Here is a 17,638-nt window from a genome sequence, read left to right as displayed (position 1 = left end):
GACCTCGTGTGGTCCTGGTGGGGCTCGGACCCGCGTCACGCCGTGAACGAGGCCATCATCGAGGACTACGAGAGTGAGACCGAGGGAGTCACCATCGAGGGACAGTTCACGGACTTCTCCGGGTACTGGGACCGGCTCGCCACCACCACCGCCGGTGGTGACGCGCCGGACGTCATCACCATGGACGAGAAGTTCCTCCAGGACTACGCCGGCCGCGGTGCGCTGATGGACCTGAGCGAGCTGCCCAACCTGGACCTGTCCAAGTTCGACGAGGACAGCCTGGCCCTCGGGCGGTACGAGGACGGTCTGTACGGACTGACCACCGGACGGAACGCGCTGGCCGTGGTGGTCAACGCCGATCTCTTCGAACAGGCCGGCGTCGAGCTGCCGGACGACACCACCTGGACCTGGGAGGACTACTACCGGATCTCCCGGGACATCGCGGAGAACCTCGACGGCGTCTCCGGTTCGGACTACGGCAACTCACCGGACGGTACCCTCCGGGTCTGGCTGCGTCAGCAGGGCGAGTCCCTGTTCAACGACACGAACGACGGCGTCGGGTTCACGCAGGAGGGCGCGGAATCGTACTTCGAGCACCTTCTCACCATCCGCGACGAGGCGGGTGGTGCCTCCCCGTCCGAGTGGACCGAGGCGCAGGCGGGCACGTTCGAGGCCCAGAGCTTCCCGACGAACCGCACCGCGATGAGCTGGTACTGGTCGAATCAGCTGGGTGTGCTCAACACCACCTCGGACAGCGACATCCGGATGCTGCGGGCACCGTCCAGCACGGGGGACGAGGCGGACAACGGGATGTACTACAAGGCGTCCATGTACTGGTCCATCTCCTCCCGCACGAGCGACGCCGACGAGGCGGCGAGCTTCGTGAACTACCTAGCCAACAACGAGGAGCCGGTGAAGCGCATGCTGATCGACCGCGGTGTGCCGGTCAACCCGGACCTGGCGGCCGCGGTACGCCCTGAGCTCGAGGCGTCCGACGAGGCCGTGGTGGACTTCCTCGAGGACATCGAGTCCAGCGTGGCCACGGGCCCGGCGCCGTCGCCCGTGGGGACCGGCACGGCGCAGGCCGTGATCCTACGCTTCGATTCCGAGGTCCTCTTCGACCGGCTCACGCCTGCACAGGCCGCCGAGCAGTTGAGCTCGGAGCTCACAGCCCTGATCGACAGCGCGCGCTGACCGCGGCGCCGTTCACCTTCACACAAGGAGAGATATCAATGACGACATTCTCAGGTACCAGGAAACACCTCGGTCTCGCAGCCATCGCGTTGGTGGCAGGTCTCGGGCTCACCGCGTGTGGTGGGGGCGACGGCGGTAGCCAGGCGGGAGGGGATGGGAACATCCGCTTCACCTGGTGGGGTTCGGACCCCCGGCACGAGGCCAACGAGCGGTTGATCGACATGTTCGAGTCCGATCACGACGGTATTACGATCGCCGGCGAGTACACCGACTTCGGCGGGTACTGGGACCGCCTGGCCACCACGACGGCGGGCGGTAGCGCCCCGGACGTGATCACCATGGACGAGAAGTACCTCCAGGAGTACGCGGGTCGCGGAGCCCTGGTGGATCTGACCCAGCTGGACGCCCTCGATCTCAGCGCGTTCGACGACGCCGCCCTGGATCTGGGCTCCTACGACGGCGGCGTCTACGGGCTCACCACGGGGCAGAACGCCTACGTGGTGATGATCAACGAGGATCTCCTCGAGCAGGCGGGGCTGGAACTTCCCGATGACACCACCTGGACGTGGGACGACTACTACGAGCTGTCCGCCGCGCTCGACGAGGCACTGGGTGACGGCGTCCGCGGAACGGAGTTCGGGGCGCAGGACGTGGATCTCCGGATCTGGTTGCGGCAGCAGGGGGAATCCCTCTACAACGAGGCGGAGGGTACCGTGGGCTACACCCCGGAGGCCGTCACCTCCTGGTTCGAGCACCTTCTCGCGGTGCGGGACGACGGCGGAGGACAGACGGCGTCGGAGTTCGCCGAGGATGCCTCGGGTACCTTCGAGGCCGGTGCGATGCCCACCAACCGCGTGGCCATGGGATGGTACTGGTCCAACCAGCTGTCCGCCCTCCGGACGGCCTCCGACGCCAACATCAGCATGCTGCGTGTGCCCTCCGAGTCCGGTGAGGCGAACGACAACGGCATGTACTTCAAGGCCTCCATGTACTGGTCCATCTCCGACCAGACGAACAACCAGGACGCCGCAGCCGAGTTCGTGAACTTCCTCGCCAACGATCCCGAGGCCGCGAAGGTGATGCTCGTGGACCGCGGTGTGCCCGTGAACCCCGCGATGGCCGAGGCAGTCACCCCCGAGCTGAACGAGGCGGAGCAGACCGTGGTGTCCTTCCTCGACGAGATCGCGCCGGACATCGACAGCACTGAACTCCCCTCCCCGGTGGGAACCGGCGGTGTGCAGGACGTCGTGGGCCGGTACGTCTCGCAGGTACTCTTCGGGAGTCTGACCCCGGAGCAGGCCACCACCCAGATGACCGACGAGATCAACGGGATGATCAGGTCCTAGGTCGTCGGTTCCTCCGGGAGCGATGCATCAGTGGATGATCGGGGGAGGGACCGGCGCCGTGCCGGCACCTCCCCCCTCTTCCTCTTTCCCACCAGCCCGCGACAGAAGGACCGCCCATGCCGATCTCAGCCCACGTGATGGCACCCCATCGCAACACCCCGAGCCGTGATGCACCGGTCCCGCGCATAGCCCTCGTGGGCGTCCACGGCTTCGGGGCCCATCACCTGGCCAACATCCGGCGCCTGGAGCAGGCGGGTACGGTGGTCCTCGTGGCCGTCGCGGACCCGAATCCGCCGGAGCCCGGCAGCCTCGGTGCGGACGTGGAGATCTTCCGCACCCTGCCGGAGCTTGCCACGGCTGGTGTCCGCGCCGACGTCGTCATCATCGCCACGCCCATCCAGTTCCACGCCGTGCTCGCCGAGGCCGCCCTCAGCCTGGGCGCGGACATCTACCTCGAGAAGCCTCCGGTGGCCTCCCTCGAGCAGTTCCACGAACTGGTGCAGCACTCCACCACGGCGGCGGCGGCGGTGCAGACCGGCTTCCAGAGCCTCGGCTCCGCGGCGCTGCCGCGGATCGAGGAACTCGTGGCGTCCGGGGAGATCGGCGCGGTGCAGGGCTTCAGCGCGGAGGGCGCGTGGGTGCGGACCCGTGGGTACTTCGGGCGCTCCCGCTGGGCCGGGAAGCGGACCCTCGACGGCGTGGACGTGGTGGACGGCGTGGCGACCAATCCGCTGGCTCATGCGATCGCCACGGCGCTCCGGGTGGCCGGCGCCCGGGGGGCGGAGGACGTCACCTCCGTGGAGACGGACCTGTACCGGGCGCACGACATCGAGAGCGACGACACCCCCGCCCTGCGGATCCGCACCGCCTCCGGGCACGTGCTCACCTGCGCACTGACGCTCTGCGCACCCGACCAGCGGCGCCCCAGTGTGAGGGTGTCCGGCACCCTGGGGGAGATCGTCCTCTACTACACCGAGGACGAGCTCGCCGTGACCACGCCCGAGGGGACCCGCACGGAGCACGTCGAACGCGTGGACCTGCTGGAGAACCTGCTCGAGCACCGCTCGTCAGGGGCGCCCCTGCTCAGCTCACTGGAGGACTCGGGCGCCTTCATGACGGTGCTGGAGGCCATCCGGACGGCCGATGCCCCGCGTACCATCCCGGACGAGTTCGTCGCCTGGCACGGGGAGGGAGCGGAGGCCCACCCCGTGGTGCACGGGATCGAGGACCTGATGGGGCGCGCCCTGGAGTCCCAGGCCCTGTTCCGCGAGCTCGATCCCGGGTGGATCCCGCAGGCAACGGGTCCGGACGATCTGGTGCTCGACGGCTCGACGATCGCGCAGTACCGGGACGGTTCGGGCATCGCCCCCACGCTGGCGCCCCGGCCCTATCTGCACCCGGTGCGCACCCTCGGGGGCGTGACGGTGACCGATCACCTCCCACTGGATCACGTCTGGCACCTGGGCGCGGGAGTGGCCGTCCAGGACGTCGACGGCGTCAACTGCTGGGGCGGGCGCACCTACACGCGCGACGCCGGCGCGTACGTCTGGCGCGCCGATCACGGCCGGATCGAGCGGGTGAGCACGCACCGCTCGGCCTCCTCGCTCGAGGAGGACCTCCGGTGGCAGGGCCCGGACGGTGCCGCCCTGCTCGAGGAGCAGCGCCGCTGGGCGTGGCGGCGCCTGGACGACTCCACCTGGCAGCTCACGCTGACCTTCACCTTCCGAGCCCCGGGGGACACCCCGGTGCAGCTCGGCAGCCCCGGCTCCAACGGACGCCCGCTGGGCGGGTACGGAGGCTTCTTCTGGCGCCTGCCGCGGGCCGGGGGAGTGGACGTGTTCACGGCGGAGCACGAGGGTGAGGACGCCGTCCACGGGACGGCCGCGCCCTGGCTGGCCTGGTCCGCCGACTTCGACGGCGGCCCCGCCACGCTCGTCTTCCTGGCCGCCCCCGAGGCCCCCGACCCGTGGTTCGTGCGTGCGGAGGGGTACCCGGGCGTGGGCCTCTCGCTGGCCTGGGACACCCCCCTGACCGTGCAGCCCGGCGCCCCCGTCACCCGCACCGTGAGGGTGCTCGTCGCCGACGGTCGGCTCGATGCCGCACGCGTCCGGGGACTCGCCGGGTCCTCGGCAGCCGCCGCGGGCGGAACCGACGTGCAGGAGGACGTCCGATGTGCGACGGTCTCCTGATCCCGCCCCGGACGGCGGAACACACCCCCTCCTCGCCCGACGCCGCCCACGAGCGGTCCGTCAAACGGGGGAGGGTGCTCGAACTGCTGGACCGCGCCGGCCGGGACTCCCTCCTGCTGACCTCCACCACGGCACTCACCTGGTACCTCGGCGGCAGCCGGGTCCACGTGAGCTTGGCGGGCGATCCTGTCGCGGCGCTGCTCGTCACCCGGGACGGGGACCACGTGGTCACCTTCAGCAACGAGGCCGAGAGACTGGTGGCCGAGGAGCTGCCGGACGACGTCGTGCTCCATCAGGTCCCCTGGTACGGCTCGCTGCAGGACGTCGGCGCCTGGTACGGCCCGGACGCCTCCCCGATGGCGGAGGGCGAGGTGGCCCGCGAGCTCAGGGAGGCGCGGCGCTCGCTGCTGCCGGTGGAACTGGCCCGGTACGAGGTGTTGAACGCGGACGCAGCCCGAGCCCTGACCGACGTCCTCGGCGAGGCGACGCCGCAGACCACGGAGCGCGAGATCGCCGCCGCGCTCGCCGCGCGGCTCGTCGCCGTCGGAGCCGATCCCCTGGTGCTGCTGTGCAGCGGGAGCGACCGCGCCGACTTCCGACACCCGCTCCCCACCGGCGGGGTGCTGGGGCGCCGCGCCATGGCCGTGGTGTGCGCCCGTCGCCACGGGTTGATCGCCAACGTGACCCGCTGGGTCAGGTTCGGCGCGGCGACCGCGGCGGAGCAGGACGCCGAGTCCCGCATCCTGGCCGTGGAGCAGGACGTCCTCGCGGCCACCGTGCCCGGCGCGTCCCTGGGCGGGATCCTCACGGAGATCGGGGCTGCCTACGAGCGGCACGGTTTCGGTGCGGATCAGTGGCGGCAGCACCACCAGGGCGGCCCTGCCGGGTACGCGGGGCGGGACCCACGGGCCACACCAGCGGCGGAGGACACCGTGGCCGAGTACCAGGCCTTCACCTGGAACCCGTCCGCCCCGGCGGTGAAGGTCGAGGACACCGTCCTGCTGGAACCATCGGGTCCCCGCGTCCTCAGCGTCGACCCGCGGTGGCCGGTGACGCGCGTGGGAGCACTCGACCGCCCCGCGGTCCTCCAACTCTGACCGGCGGACAACAGCTCAGGGTAATGGTTCCGAGCACCCGGCGGTGATGACGACGTCGAACGGTGGCGGGCGCGAGCACCGGCAGCCGGACACGGGAAAGCCCCCTCGCACTCCATCGCGAAGGGGCTTTCCCATGTCCGGACCCGATGCGGTCTCAGGACACGGACACGCCTGCAGGAACCAGCACGCCATCCACGCGCCGGGGAACGCCCAGCGGGTTCGCCTCCAGGAGTGCCGGATGGAGGACGCTCTCCGGCGCGTCCTGGAAGGCCACCGGTCGCTGGAAGCGGCGCACCGCCGTCGCCCCCACCGAGGTGAACAGGGACGTGGTGGCCGGCCACGGCCCGCCGTGCTGCTGGGCCCAGTTCACGGCCACACCCGTGGGCCAGCCGTTGAACAGGACCCGGCCCGCCAGCTCGGAGAGCTGGGTGACGAGTGCTGCCACGTCCTCGTCCGGCTGGGCGTGCACGGTGGCGGTCAGACTGCCCGGGACCACGGACAGGACCTTCGCCAGCTCGTCCTGGTCGCGGTACTCGATGAGCACGGTGGTGGGTCCGAAGCACTCCTCGAGGATGCTCTCCGGGTTCGCCAGCACCGTGGCAGCCGTGGTGGAGAACACCACGGGGGCCGCACCGTCCGCGGGGGCGTCCTGCTCCACGGAGCCGCTGACCACGGTGACGTCCTGCTGTGCGGCGAGGTGCTGCAGGCCCTCGGGGTACGCCTCGGCGATACGCTCGGTGAGCATGGGGGCACTGCCCTTCGACGCCACCGCCTTCCTCAGCTGGTCCTGGAAGTCCGTCCCGGCGGGGAGGAACACCAGTCCCGGCTTGGTGCAGAACTGGCCGGCGCCCAGGGTGAAGGAGGCCGCGAGGCCGTCCGCGAGCTCCGGGGCCCGAGCCGAGAGGGCCGCCGCGGTGAGCACCACCGGGTTGAGGCTGCCGAGCTCGCCGTAGAACGGGATGGGATCGGGGCGTGACACCGCGAGGTCGAACAGGGCCCGCCCGCCCGGGATCGAGCCCGTGAACCCCACGGCCTTGACGGCCGGGTGCTTCACGAGTTCGGTCCCTGCCTCGCGACCGCTGATGAGTGCGAGGATCCCCTCCGGAGCGCCGGCGCCCTCGAGCGCCGCACCGAGGATCTCCGCGGTGCGCTCGGAGAGGCGGAGGTGCCCGGAGTGTGCCTTCACGATCACGGAGCAGCCCACGGCGAGGGCCGAGGCGGTGTCACCGCCGGCCACCGAGAAGGCGAAGGGGAAGTTGGAGGCCGAGAACACGCCGACCGGGCCGATGGGGCGCAGGATCCTGCGGAGATCCGGGGGGGGGGGAGTCGCGGAGGCGTCCGCGTGGTCGATCACGGCCTCGAGATAGCTGCCCTCGGTGATCACCCGCGCGAAGAGGCGCAGCTGCCCCGTGGTGCGGGCCACCTCACCGCGCAGCCGTGGTGCTCCGAGGTGCGTCTCGGCGTCGGCGATCTCCACGAGTTCGTCCACGTGGGCGTCGAGGGCGTCGGCGGCCGCGGTGAGCCAGGAGGCGCGCTCGGCGTCGGACGCGGCTGCCGCGATCGCGGCCGCCGTCGTGGCGGCTGCCGCGAGGTCGTCGAGTTCCGCGGTCGATGTCTCCGGGGCCGATGTGTCCGGGGTTGCTGTCATGGTGTCCTCTTCCTGGTGTACGCGGGCGCCGTGCTCCGCCGCCCGCGCGGGTGGTTGGTCAGCGGATGAAGGTGAGCCCCAGGCCGTGCCGGCCCGTGGAGGTGAGGCCGCCGTCGGAGATCGTGATGGGGGACGGGCCGGTGAGCGCACCGAGGTGCTCGAAGGAGGCGTCCTCCACGTCCTCGACCCATACCCGTTCCGCGAGGGTGAGGGCCACCTGCCCGGAGAGTTCGGGCAGGAGATGGGGGGCCACCGCGATGCTGTGCGCCCGGGCCAGTTCCACGATGCGCCGGAACGGGGGGATCCCGCCCACCCGCACCACATTGGGCTGGACGACGTCCACGGCACCGGCGGTGGTGAAGTCCCGGAACCGGGGGTGGTGTGCACGTTCTCGCCCAGGGCGATCGGCACGGAGGACTGCTTGCGCAGGCGGGTGTACGCCCAGAGGTCGTCCGCGCGCAGCGGTTCCTCGAGCCACTCGAGGTCGAACCCGCCGAGGGCGTCGATGGCGCGCAGCGTGGTGGGGAGGTCCCAGCGCTGATTGGCGTCGATCATGAGCTTGCGGTCCGGGCCGAGCACCTCGCGCACCGCGGATACCCGCTCCACGTCCTCGCGGATGTCCGGCTTGCCCACCTTGATCTTCACGGCCGTCTTGCCCTCGCCCACCCAGCGTTCCACCTGGGCCACCAGCTCGTCCTGGCCGTAGTGGAGGTTCACGCCGGAGCCGTAGACGGTCACCGCCTCCTGGCGCCGGCCGAGCAGCTCGGTCACCGATTGCCCCGCCGACCTCGCACGGAGGTCCCAGAGTGCCAGGTCCACACCGGCCATCGCGATGGTGGTGAGGCCCCCGCCGCCCGCCTCGTGCAGGTGGAGCCAGAGCGCGTCCCACACCGTGTCGGGCTTCGCCTCGCGACCGGGGAGGAACGCGGCGATGTCGTGGTCCAGGAGGGCCTGCACGGCCCGGGGCCCGATCGGGGGCGTCCACGCGAAGCCCTGACCGGTCCCGCCGTCGTCGGTGCGGACCTCCGTGGCGATCACGTGGTTCTCACGGACGTCGGGCCCCCAGGGGCGGGAGAGCGGGAGCGTGAGCAGCCGGGTGCTCAGTCCCGTGATGCGCGCGGTCACGGCGAGACCAGCGCGCGTCCGGCCTCGAGGATCCGCTTGAGCTCGACGAGCTGGTCCTCGGTGGGGTCGGTCAGGGGTGGTCGCACGGAGCCGTACGCGAACCCGTCGAGTGCCAGCCCGGCCTTGATGAGGGACACCCCGAAGCCGGGGGTCTGGTCCCGGAGGCGCACCAGCGGTCCGTAGAACTCCCGGAGCAGCTCGGACCTGCGTTCCTCGTCCCCGGTCGTGTACGCGCTGTAGTAGGCGTTGGCGACGTCGGGCGCCATGGCGAAGGCCGCCGAGGAGTAGAGCGGGATCCCGAGGCCGCGGTACGCGCCCTGGGTCAGCTCGGCGGTCAGCAGACCGTTGAAGAACAGGAAGTCCTCCCGCCCGGACTCCCCGACCGCGGACACGATCTCCTGTGCCAGGCCCACGTCGCCCACGCCGTCCTTGAAACCGATCACCTTCGGATTCGCCGCGAGGTGTTTCATCGCCGCGGCGGAGAACCGGGCGTTCGCGCGGTGGTAGACGACCACGGGGAGCGAGCTCGCGGCCGCGACGGCCTCGACGTAGGCGATCAGTCCGTCCATGGGGCCGTTCACCAGGTAGGGCGGGAGTACCAGGAGGGCGTCCGCCCCCGCTTCCTCGGCGGCCCGTGTGGCGGCGAGGGCATGGCCGAGCGGACCTCCGGCGCCGGCCACCACCGGGACCGCCCCGTCCACCACCTCGACGGTGGCGCCCACCACGGCGCGGACCTCCTCGATGCTCAGAGCGTGGAACTCGCCCGTGCCACAGGCGGGGGAGACACCGCCCCGGCCGCACGGCGGACGGGCGGCCACGTGCTCCTTCAGTGCGTCGAGGTCCACGGTGTCCCGGGAGGTGGAGGGGGTGACCGGGAAGAAGAGAACGCCGTCGAAGTTCATGGGTGTACCTGGCTTCCTGAGGTGGTGGCGGCCATGACCGGCCGGCCGGAGGTTTCGGGGGAACTGCTCGAGGGCGGACGGAACTCGGTGCGCCAGCTGCGGCGCGGTTCCCAGCCGAGCATCCGGCGCGCCTTCTCGATGGAGAACGCGGGGTCCGTGGCGGTCAGGGGTGCCGCGAGCGCGGTACTCCCGGGCACGAAGCGCGGCATCAGTTCGGCGAGCGGAGACGTCGCCAGGGCGTCCGCGGCGCCGACGAAGAAGGTCTGCCCGTTGGGGATGGTGCCCATCTTCCGGATGAGCACGTCCAGGAACTCGGCGACGTCGCGAGCGTCCACGTAGTTGAACAGCGCGGGCGCCGACAACGCCGGGTCGGCGAGGCGCTCGGCCACGGTGTGCCCCTGCTGCGTGGGCGCGCCGGCCCACTCCTCGGGGGAGATGACGTAGCAGGGGCGGAAGGCCGCATAGCTGATCCGGTCCCCGGCCGTCCGTGCGAGCATCTCCACGGTCTGCTCCGCGATGTGCTTGGACAGGGCATAGGCGTTCCACGGCTTCGGAGGGGTGGTCTCGTCCAGCGGGAACTCGTCCGGCAGCCACCCGTCGGGGCATCCGTAGCCGAGCACCGTGGGGCTGCTCGCCGTGATGATGCGGGGCACGCCGAGCTCGGTGGCCGCCTCCAGTACCGCGAAGGCCATCCGGGTGTTGGTGCCGAAGATGATGTGCTCCGGTGCGCTGAACGGGACGGCGATCGCCGCGAGGTGGACGAGCGCGTCCGGTCGGTGGCGCGCGATCACACGGCGGGCCTCGCCGTCGGAGACGAGATCGGCGCTCTCCTGCACCACGGCGCCGGGGAAGGTGCCCGGTGGGGTCTCGTCGCGGTCCACGGAGACGACGTCGTACCCGGCGGCGGCGAGACCGGTCACCACACTGCGCCCGAGTCGGCCCGAGCCCCCGGTGACGAGGATCTTCAGGCGCCCGGCGTCGTCCGTGGTGTGCGCGGCGCTGCCGCTCGGCTCGTGCGTCATCACGCGTGCCTCCTGAGCTTCATGCCCAGCTGGAGTTCCTCGATCGTCACGGGGAGGGAGCTCGCCAGTGACTCGTTGCCGGCGATCCCCACCGCCACGGCGCTCAGCCCGTCCACGTAGCTGGAGGGGCGCCCCAGCGGATCGTCCCCCGGACCCTCGAACAGGTCGGAGAGGAGCAGCGCGTCCCCGCCGCCGTGGGCGCCGGCGCCATTGAGGATGGGCACCTCGTAGGCGGGCTCCCAGTGCTTCTGGACCACCAGGCGTTCGCCGTTCCGGCGCACGTGGTCCTCCTCCTCCACGGGAGTGGCACTGGGATCCACCACGTTCTTCGTGTCCGTGCTGGAGGAGACGGCCGCACGCTCCACCACCTCGAGCTCGGCGCGGCCCGCGGTCCCGTTGACCGAGACGCGGTACCCCTCCCACGGGCTGTGCGCGTTGAGCGAGTAGCTCAGGGTGGAGCCCTGCACGTAGTCCACCACGAGCGCGAGATTGTCCTCGATGGTGATCCCGGCGGCGAACACGTCCTGGTCGCGGCGATATCCGTCGTGGTGCTCGTTCTCGAGGTAGAGCGCCCGCAGACGCTCGTCGTCCCGCAGGTCCAGGGAGAACGGGTCCTGCTGCGCGGACTCGTTGGTCCCGCGCTCCTCCCGTGGTCCCAGGCCGCGTTCCGCGGCGTTCTCGTCCCCGTAGAAGCGCAGCCCACCGGAGGCGAAGACGCGGGCCGGGACGTCGTCGATCCACCAGTTCACCAGGTCGAAGTGGTGGGAGGCCTTGTGGATCAGCAGGCCGCCGGAGTTGGCCTTGTCACGGTGCCAGCGGCGGAAGTAGTCCGCGCCGTGCACCGTGTCCAGCATCCAGCTGAAGTCCACGGAGGTGATCCTCCCGAGCTCCCCGCTCCGGATGATCTCCTTGAGGGCACTGTTGCGCGGTGAGTAGCGGTAGTTGAAGGTGACGATCACGTCGCGACCGGTCTGCTCCGCCGCTCGGGTGATGCGCCTGCAGCTCTCCGCGTCGATGGTGAGCGGCTTCTCCACCACGACGTCGGCCCCCGCCTCCAGCGCCTCGACGATGTACGCGGCATGCGTGTGGTCCGGGGTGGTGACGATGACGCGCTGCACCGCGTTGTCGCGGACGAACGCGGTGAGATCGGTGGGCGCGAAGGTGGGTACGGAGGAGTCCGGCACGCCGGAGAGCTCACGGACCAGGTCCTGGTAGTAGTCGATGCGGCCGGGGTTGGTGTCGCTGAGTCCCACGAGCGACGCCGTGTCCGCGTGGGTCCCCAGGATGGCCCGGATGTACATCTCGGACCGGGCGCCCGTGCCGATCAGGGCGAACCGGGTGACCGGCCCGGCGTCGGGGGCCGTGGACCTGCTCCTGGACGATGTGCTCTCGGTGTTCTCGGTATCGACATTGATCACGCGATGATCCCTCTCCGGGGGTGGGCCTGGGACCCGGTGTCGGATCCGCTCGGGTAAGCTGAGTGAGAAAACGTTTTCTCGCAGCAATATATGCTTTCTATCAACTCGCCGTGGCGTCCGTCAAGGGCATCGCCGGGGAGATCCCGTCGCATCACAGGAGGTTCCGTGGCCAAGAGAGCACCGTCCCGGCGCATCGGCATCGCAGACGTGGCCAAGCAGGCAGGGGTGTCGCATGCCACCGTCTCACGGGTGATGAACGGCAACTTCTCCGTGGCCGCGGACATCGCCGAACGAGTGCGTCAGGCGGCGGCGGACCTGAAGTACCAGCCCAACTCGGTGGGCCGCAGCCTGGCCCTGGGGAAGACCGACACCATCGGCGTGGTGGTGCCGGATCTCGAGAACCCCACCTTCCAGGCGATCCTCCGAGGAGTCAGCAGGGCTGCCGCGCGAGACGGTTACCGGGTGCTGATCGCGGACTCCTCCGAGGTGTCCAGCGAGGAGGCCATCCTCGCCGGGGAGGCCCGGCGTCGCTGCGACGGCGTGATCCTCTGCGCTCCCCGGATGGCCGACGCCGATCTCCGGGACCTGGCCCCGGCCCTGCACCCCCTGGTGCTGATCAACCGCTCCACGCCGGTCGAGGACACGCCCTGCCTCTCCGCCGACTACGGGCAGGGCATCCAGGACCTCGCCGCCCACCTCGTGGCCCGGGGGCACCGCAGGCTGGTGTTCCTCGCCGGTCCGGAGCCCAGCGCGTCCAACCGGCTGCGCGTGAGGGGCCTCGAGCTGTTCATGGAGCAGCACCCGGCCGTGGAACTGCAGACCGTCCCGGGAGGGGTGAGTTTCGCGGCGGGCCACGAGGCCGTCGACGCGATCCTCGCCTCGGGTGCCACCGGGGTGCTCGCCTTCAACGACCTCGTGGCGATGGGCCTGCTCAGTGCTCTGCACGAGCGCGGGATCAGCGTCCCCGGACAGCTCTCCGTCACGGGCTTCGACGACATCCCGTTCGCCCGCTACACCACCCCGACCCTGACCACGGCGGCGGTCCCCATCACGGAGCTGGGGGAGATGGCCTGGCAACGGATGAGCGCCGTCCTGCGCGGGGACGAGGACGTCGTGCTCGGGACGGTCATCCAGCCCGAGGTGATCCTCCGGGGGAGCACCGGACCGGCGCCGTCGTGAGCGCCGAGGGCGGCTCGGCAGTGTAACGATTGGTGCACGGTGACCAGTCGCACACCCGGCACCCCGTCATCCGCCGGGATCCCCGTGCTGACGGCGATCCGGGCCCGCCGTCGATCCGCACGCACCCGACTGCGAGCCCTCGCGAGCACCCGGAATCACATATTTTCCCCTCTTGACGAAATGCCTCTCGGTACCCTTGATGCAGATCCCAGCACGGTTCGGAGCTCGAACCTGCCTTTTCGCGGGACCACTCGCACGTCATGAAGGAGTACATGCATGAGCAGCAGATCCAAGGAAAAGACCTCGAGCGGTCCGCCCGGGAACGTGGTGGATGACGGCCAGGTCACCGAGCCACGCGGAGCACGCCTGGCGCTGCCCGTCTTCATCCCGGGCGCCGCCATCATCGTCCTGTTCGTCGCATTCGCCCTGATCGCACCCGGTACCGCCGCAGAGCTGTTCAACGGTCTCCAGGAGAACGTCATCGGCGCCTTCGGCTGGTACTACGTGGCGATCGTGGCCCTGTTCGTGGCCTTCTCCCTCTGGGTCGGGTTCAGCCGGTACGGTGACATCCGTCTCGGCAAGGACGACGACAAGCCCGAGTTCTCCCTCATGTCGTGGTTCGCCCTGCTGTTCGCGGCGGGTATGGGCATCGGGCTCGTGTTCTGGGGTGTGGCGGAGCCGCTCAACCACTTCGCCAGCCCGCGGCCCGGCGTCACCGGTACGGATATCCAGCTCGGACAGCAGGCGATCACGCAGACCTTCCTGCACTGGGGTCTGCACGCCTGGAGCATCTACGTGGTGGTCGGGCTGTCCATCGCCTACGCGGTGCATCGCCGGGGCCGTCCCATCTCCATCCGCTGGACCCTCGAGCCACTGCTCGGGGACCGCGTGAAGGGTGCCTGGGGTCACGTGATCGACATCATCGCCCTCGTGGGCACGCTGTTCGGCGTCGCCACCTCGCTGGGCCTCGGCGTGCTGCAGATGTCCGCGGGTCTGGACTCCGCCAACATCGCGCGGGCCACCGAGCTCACCCAGGTGGGACTGATCGTCTGCATCACGGCGCTGACCATCTTCTCGGTCACCTCCGGTGTGGGCAAGGGGATGAAGTGGCTCTCCAACATCAACCTCGTGCTCGCGGGGGTCCTGCTGATCGTGGTCCTCTTCGCGGGCCCCACCCTCTTCCTGCTGCGCGAGTTCGTGCAGTCGATCGGCAACTACCTCCAGAACGTCGTGGGACTCACCTTCAACACGCTGGCCTTCTCCGGCGCCGAGGGCGAGGCATGGCAGGCGAGCTGGACCACCTTCTACTGGGGCTGGTGGATGTCCTGGGCGCCGTTCGTCGGCATCTTCATCGCGCGCGTCTCGAAGGGACGCACCGTCCGGGAGTTCGTCGCAGGGGTGCTGCTGGTGCCCACCACCGTCGGGTTCCTCTGGTTCTCGGTCCTGGGTGGTTCGGCCATCTACCGGGAGATCTTCGGTGCGGGCGGGCTGGTCGCGGACGACGGCAGCGTGGACACCGAGGACGCCCTCTTCGGTCTGCTCCGTGATCTCCCCGGAGGTCCGGCGCTGGTCATCGGCGCCATCCTGCTGATCGCCATCTTCTTCATCACCTCCGCGGATTCCGGTGCGCTCGTCATGAGCATGATCTCCACGGGTGGCGAGGCGGAACCGAGGAACTGGATCAGGGTCTTTTGGGCCGTCCTGGTGGCACTCGTGGCGATCGCCCTGCTGCTCGTGGGCGACGACGGCCTGTCCTCGATCCAGACCGCGGCGATCCTGACCGCGCTCCCGTTCAGCGTGGTCATGCTGCTCATGGCCGTTGCACTGGCGCGCGCCTTCCACCAGGAGCACCAGCTCTGGCAGGCGGCCCAGCGGAAGGCCGCGGCGGCCGCCATGGCCGACCGCGTCAGCGACCAGGTCAGCGAGTCGATGTCCGGGCGGGTGGAGCGCCAGGTGCAGGAGCACCTCGACGACTTCACGAACACCGCCTCGCTGAACCTCGAGCAGATCCGGCAGGGCCCGGACCGCACCGGGCCGGGGGCTGCAGCGTCCACGCCTGCACCCGGTCCTTCCCCGGCCGAGCACCCCCGGCGCCCCTAGTACCGGGACGGCGGCAGCACACCGGACGACGGCGGCCCTCCACCGGTGGAGGGCCGCCGTCGTCGTCCCGGCACCACGGGCCCGGAGCGCCGGACCGCCGCGGCGGCGGAGAGGTGCATTAGGTCTGTTTTTCCCCAGCGCCTAGACTGGGGGTAGGGCGTGCACTGCAGCCGCCACCTCTTTCCCCGCAGTAGATACCGAATTGAGTAATCACGCATGTCTGAAACCACAGGCAACACCGCCGTCCGCAGCGATCTCCGCAACGTGGCCATCGTGGCCCACGTGGACCACGGGAAGACCACGCTGGTCGATGCCATGCTCAAGCAGACCAACTCCTTCGCCGCCCACGGTGACGTCGCCGACCGCGTCATGGACTCGGGTGACCTCGAGCGCGAGAAGGGCATCACCATCCTCGCCAAGAACACCACGGTGTTCTACGACGGCCCGTCCGCCAAGGGCGAGACGATCACCATCAACGTGATCGACACCCCGGGCCACGCCGACTTCGGCGGCGAGGTGGAGCGCGGTCTGTCCATGGTGGACGGCGTGGTGCTCCTCGTCGACGCCTCCGAGGGCCCGCTGCCCCAGACCCGCTTCGTGCTCCGCAAGGCGCTCGCCGCCAAGCTGCCCGTGGTGCTGCTGGTCAACAAGACGGACCGCCCCGACTCCCGCATCGAGGAGGTCGTGAGCGAGTCCATGGACCTGCTCCTCGGGCTCGCCTCGGACCTCGCGGACGAGGTCCCCGACCTCGACCTCGACTCGATCCTCAACGTCCCCGTGGTCTACGCCGCGGCCCGCGCCGGTGCCGCGTCCCTCGAGCAGCCCGCCGACGGCACCGTTCCCACGAACGACAACCTCGAGCCGCTCTTCCGGACGATCATCGAGCACATTCCGGCTCCCCGCTACAACCCCGAGGGTGTGCTGCAGGCGCACGTCACCAACCTCGACGCCTCGCCGTTCCTCGGCCGCCTGGCCCTGCTGCGCATCTTCAACGGTACGCTGCGCAAGGGCCAGCAGGTCGCCTGGGCCCGTCAGGACGGTCAGCTGAAGACCGTCAAGATCACCGAGCTCCTCGCCACGAAGGCCCTGGACCGCGTACCCACCGAGTCCGCCGGGCCCGGCGAGATCGTCGCCGTCGCCGGTATCGAGGACATCACCATCGGTGAGACCCTGACCGACGTCGACAACCCCCAGCCGCTGCCGCTGATCACGGTCGACGACCCCGCCATCTCCGTGACCATCGGGATCAACACCTCGCCCCTGGCCGGCAAGGTCAAGGGCGCCAAGGTCACCGCACGCCAGGTGAAGGACCGCCTGGACAAGGAGCTCATCGGCAACGTCTCGCTCCGCGTCCTGCCCACCGCGCGTCCCGACGCCTGGGAGGTCCAGGGCCGCGGTGAGCTCGCGCTCGCCATCCTCGTGGAGCAGATGCGCCGTGAGGGCTTCGAGCTCACCGTCGGCAAGCCCCAGGTGGTCACCAGGACCATCGACGGCAAGATCCACGAGCCCATGGAGCACATGACCATCGACGTCCCCGAGGAGTACCTGGGCGGCGTCACACAGCTCATGGCCGCCCGCAAGGGTCGCATGACCAACATGGCCAACCACGGCACCGGCTGGGTCCGCATGGAGTTCATCGTCCCTGCCCGCGGCCTGATCGGCTTCCGCACCCGCTTCCTCACCGACACCCGCGGCGCCGGTATCGCGGCGTCCATCTCCGAGGGCTACGAGCCCTGGGCCGGTGACATCGAGTACCGCACGAACGGTTCGATGATCGCGGACCGCTCCGGTGTGGTCACCCCGTTCGCCATGATCAACCTGCAGGAGCGTGGCTCCTTCTTCGTGCAGCCCACCTCCGAGGTGTACGAGGGCATGATCGTCGGCGAGAACTCGCGCGCCGACGACATGGACGTGAACATCACGAAGGAGAAGAAGCTCACCAACATGCGTGCGGCCTCCTCGGACACCTTCGAGAACCTCACCCCGCCGCGGAACCTCACCCTCGAGGAGTCCCTCGAGTTCGCCCGCGAGGACGAGTGCGTGGAGGTCACCCCCGAGTCCATCCGGATCCGCAAGGTCATCCTGGACGCCAACGAGCGCATGCGGGCCTCCCGCTCGCGCGCTCGTGCCTGATCCCAGCACCCCATGAGCACCGACGACGCCGGCACCTCCCCAGCGGGGGAGGGCCGGCGTTCGTCGTCCCAGGGACCCGAGGCGGCCGTCCCGGCACCCTCGCAGGGACCGCCGTCGTACCGGACCGTGGGCACGGACGGCGGCGGGGCGAGCGTGTCCGGTCGTGCCGCCGGTGATCGGCCGCAACGCGGCCCGGGCCGGCTCGTCGCGCTGCTGGGAGCCGTCGTGGGCGGGCTGGTGGCGGGGGTCTTCGGCACGCTCCTGCACGGCCACCTCGTGTACGCC

At 70.2% G+C, this 17,638-nt stretch carries 13 protein-coding genes and 1 pseudogene; 8 read left to right on the top strand and 6 right to left on the bottom strand.

Features of this window, described 5'->3' with window-relative positions; all coding sequences use genetic code 11:
• From AC792_RS10080 to AC792_RS10065, 4 genes are all read left to right on the top strand, one after another.
• The coding region (locus tag AC792_RS10080; RefSeq protein ID WP_152916133.1) for an ABC transporter substrate-binding protein at positions 1-1,194 on the top strand (1,194 nt) is incomplete at its 5' end.
• Positions 1,195-1,232: 38 nt separating this feature from the next.
• Complete coding sequence (locus tag AC792_RS10075; RefSeq protein ID WP_049830396.1) at positions 1,233-2,540, top strand: ABC transporter substrate-binding protein; 1,308 nt, start codon at positions 1,233-1,235, stop codon at positions 2,538-2,540.
• Between the two features lie 116 nt (positions 2,541-2,656).
• On the top strand, positions 2,657-4,729 hold the full coding sequence (locus tag AC792_RS10070) for a DUF6807 family protein (protein WP_235436621.1): 2,073 nt from the start codon (positions 2,657-2,659) through the stop codon (positions 4,727-4,729).
• On the top strand, positions 4,711-5,826 hold the full coding sequence (locus AC792_RS10065; RefSeq protein WP_049830395.1) for a M24 family metallopeptidase: 1,116 nt from the start codon (positions 4,711-4,713) through the stop codon (positions 5,824-5,826). The genes AC792_RS10070 and AC792_RS10065 overlap by 19 nt, the downstream gene beginning before the upstream one ends.
• A 154-nt stretch (positions 5,827-5,980) precedes the next feature.
• Here the strand turns inward: AC792_RS10065 and AC792_RS10060 are convergent, their stop codons facing one another.
• The 5 genes and pseudogenes from AC792_RS10060 to AC792_RS10045 all read right to left on the bottom strand — a co-directional run bounded on the left by AC792_RS10060 (position 5,981) and on the right by AC792_RS10045 (position 11,941).
• Positions 5,981-7,474: an aldehyde dehydrogenase (NADP(+)) gene (locus AC792_RS10060; protein ID WP_049830398.1), complete on the bottom strand. Its 1,494-nt coding sequence runs from the start codon at positions 7,472-7,474 to the stop codon at positions 5,981-5,983.
• 58 nt (positions 7,475-7,532) lie between these two features.
• Positions 7,533-8,599, bottom strand: a pseudogene (locus tag AC792_RS16475) (mandelate racemase/muconate lactonizing enzyme family protein).
• Complete coding sequence (locus AC792_RS10055) at positions 8,596-9,501, bottom strand: 5-dehydro-4-deoxyglucarate dehydratase (protein ID WP_049830394.1); 906 nt, start codon at positions 9,499-9,501, stop codon at positions 8,596-8,598. The pseudogene AC792_RS16475 and the gene AC792_RS10055 overlap by 4 nt, the downstream one beginning before the upstream one ends.
• Positions 9,498-10,523 carry an NAD-dependent epimerase/dehydratase family protein gene (locus AC792_RS10050; RefSeq protein WP_049830393.1) on the bottom strand — a complete coding sequence of 342 codons (1,026 nt, stop codon included), beginning with the start codon at positions 10,521-10,523 and terminating at the stop codon, positions 9,498-9,500. Before AC792_RS10050 ends, AC792_RS10055 begins: the two co-directional genes overlap by 4 nt.
• Positions 10,523-11,941, bottom strand: a complete 1,419-nt coding sequence (locus tag AC792_RS10045) for a Gfo/Idh/MocA family oxidoreductase (RefSeq protein ID WP_049830392.1) — start codon at positions 11,939-11,941, stop codon at positions 10,523-10,525. The genes AC792_RS10050 and AC792_RS10045 overlap by 1 nt, the downstream gene beginning before the upstream one ends.
• A gap of 165 nt (positions 11,942-12,106) precedes the next feature.
• On the opposite strand from AC792_RS10045, the gene AC792_RS10040 reads away from it, so the two are divergent.
• A complete protein-coding gene (locus tag AC792_RS10040) occupies positions 12,107-13,120 on the top strand; it encodes a LacI family DNA-binding transcriptional regulator (protein WP_049830391.1) in 1,014 nt (337 codons plus the stop codon).
• Between the two features lie 276 nt (positions 13,121-13,396).
• The gene (locus AC792_RS10035; RefSeq protein WP_082177641.1) at positions 13,397-15,220 is read left to right on the top strand and encodes a BCCT family transporter; all 1,824 of its coding nucleotides are present in this window, start codon (positions 13,397-13,399) and stop codon (positions 15,218-15,220) included.
• Here the strand turns inward: AC792_RS10035 and AC792_RS17915 are convergent.
• Positions 15,217-15,339: a hypothetical protein gene (locus AC792_RS17915; protein WP_268753370.1), complete on the bottom strand. Its 123-nt coding sequence runs from the start codon at positions 15,337-15,339 to the stop codon at positions 15,217-15,219. The two genes, AC792_RS10035 and AC792_RS17915, sit on opposite strands and share 4 nt — an antisense overlap.
• A 97-nt stretch (positions 15,340-15,436) precedes the next feature.
• Between AC792_RS17915 and typA the strand changes: the two genes are divergently transcribed.
• Both typA and AC792_RS10025 read left to right on the top strand, forming a co-directional pair.
• Positions 15,437-17,353, top strand: a complete 1,917-nt coding sequence (typA, locus tag AC792_RS10030) for a translational GTPase TypA (protein WP_049830390.1) — start codon at positions 15,437-15,439, stop codon at positions 17,351-17,353.
• Positions 17,354-17,365: 12 nt separating this feature from the next.
• Positions 17,366-17,638: hypothetical protein (locus AC792_RS10025; RefSeq protein ID WP_442853616.1), on the top strand; the 273-nt coding region annotated here is incomplete at its 3' end.

The sequence above is a fragment of the Arthrobacter sp. RIT-PI-e genome (assembly GCF_001187915.1).
Taxonomy (GTDB): Bacteria; Actinomycetota; Actinomycetes; order Actinomycetales; family Micrococcaceae; genus Arthrobacter_D.
This window is presented reverse-complemented; position numbering and strand designations above follow the sequence as displayed.

Bases quoted from the DNA above. Each gene is read 5' to 3' on its own strand.
- AC792_RS10075 (WP_049830396.1), top strand. From the start codon at position 1,233: ATGACGACATTCTCAGGTACCAGGAAACACCTCGGTCTCGCAGCCATC.
- AC792_RS10070 (WP_235436621.1), top strand. From the start codon at position 2,657: ATGCCGATCTCAGCCCACGTGATGGCACCCCATCGCAACACCCCGAGC.
- AC792_RS10065 (WP_049830395.1), top strand. From the start codon at position 4,711: ATGTGCGACGGTCTCCTGATCCCGCCCCGGACGGCGGAACACACCCCC.
- AC792_RS10060 (WP_049830398.1), bottom strand. From the start codon at position 7,474: ATGACAGCAACCCCGGACACATCGGCCCCGGAGACATCGACCGCGGAA.
- AC792_RS10055 (WP_049830394.1), bottom strand. From the start codon at position 9,501: ATGAACTTCGACGGCGTTCTCTTCTTCCCGGTCACCCCCTCCACCTCC.
- AC792_RS10050 (WP_049830393.1), bottom strand. From the start codon at position 10,523: ATGACGCACGAGCCGAGCGGCAGCGCCGCGCACACCACGGACGACGCC.
- AC792_RS10035 (WP_082177641.1), top strand. From the start codon at position 13,397: ATGAGCAGCAGATCCAAGGAAAAGACCTCGAGCGGTCCGCCCGGGAAC.
- AC792_RS17915 (WP_268753370.1), bottom strand. From the start codon at position 15,339: ATGCACCTCTCCGCCGCCGCGGCGGTCCGGCGCTCCGGGCCCGTGGTG.
- typA (WP_049830390.1), top strand. From the start codon at position 15,437: ATGTCTGAAACCACAGGCAACACCGCCGTCCGCAGCGATCTCCGCAAC.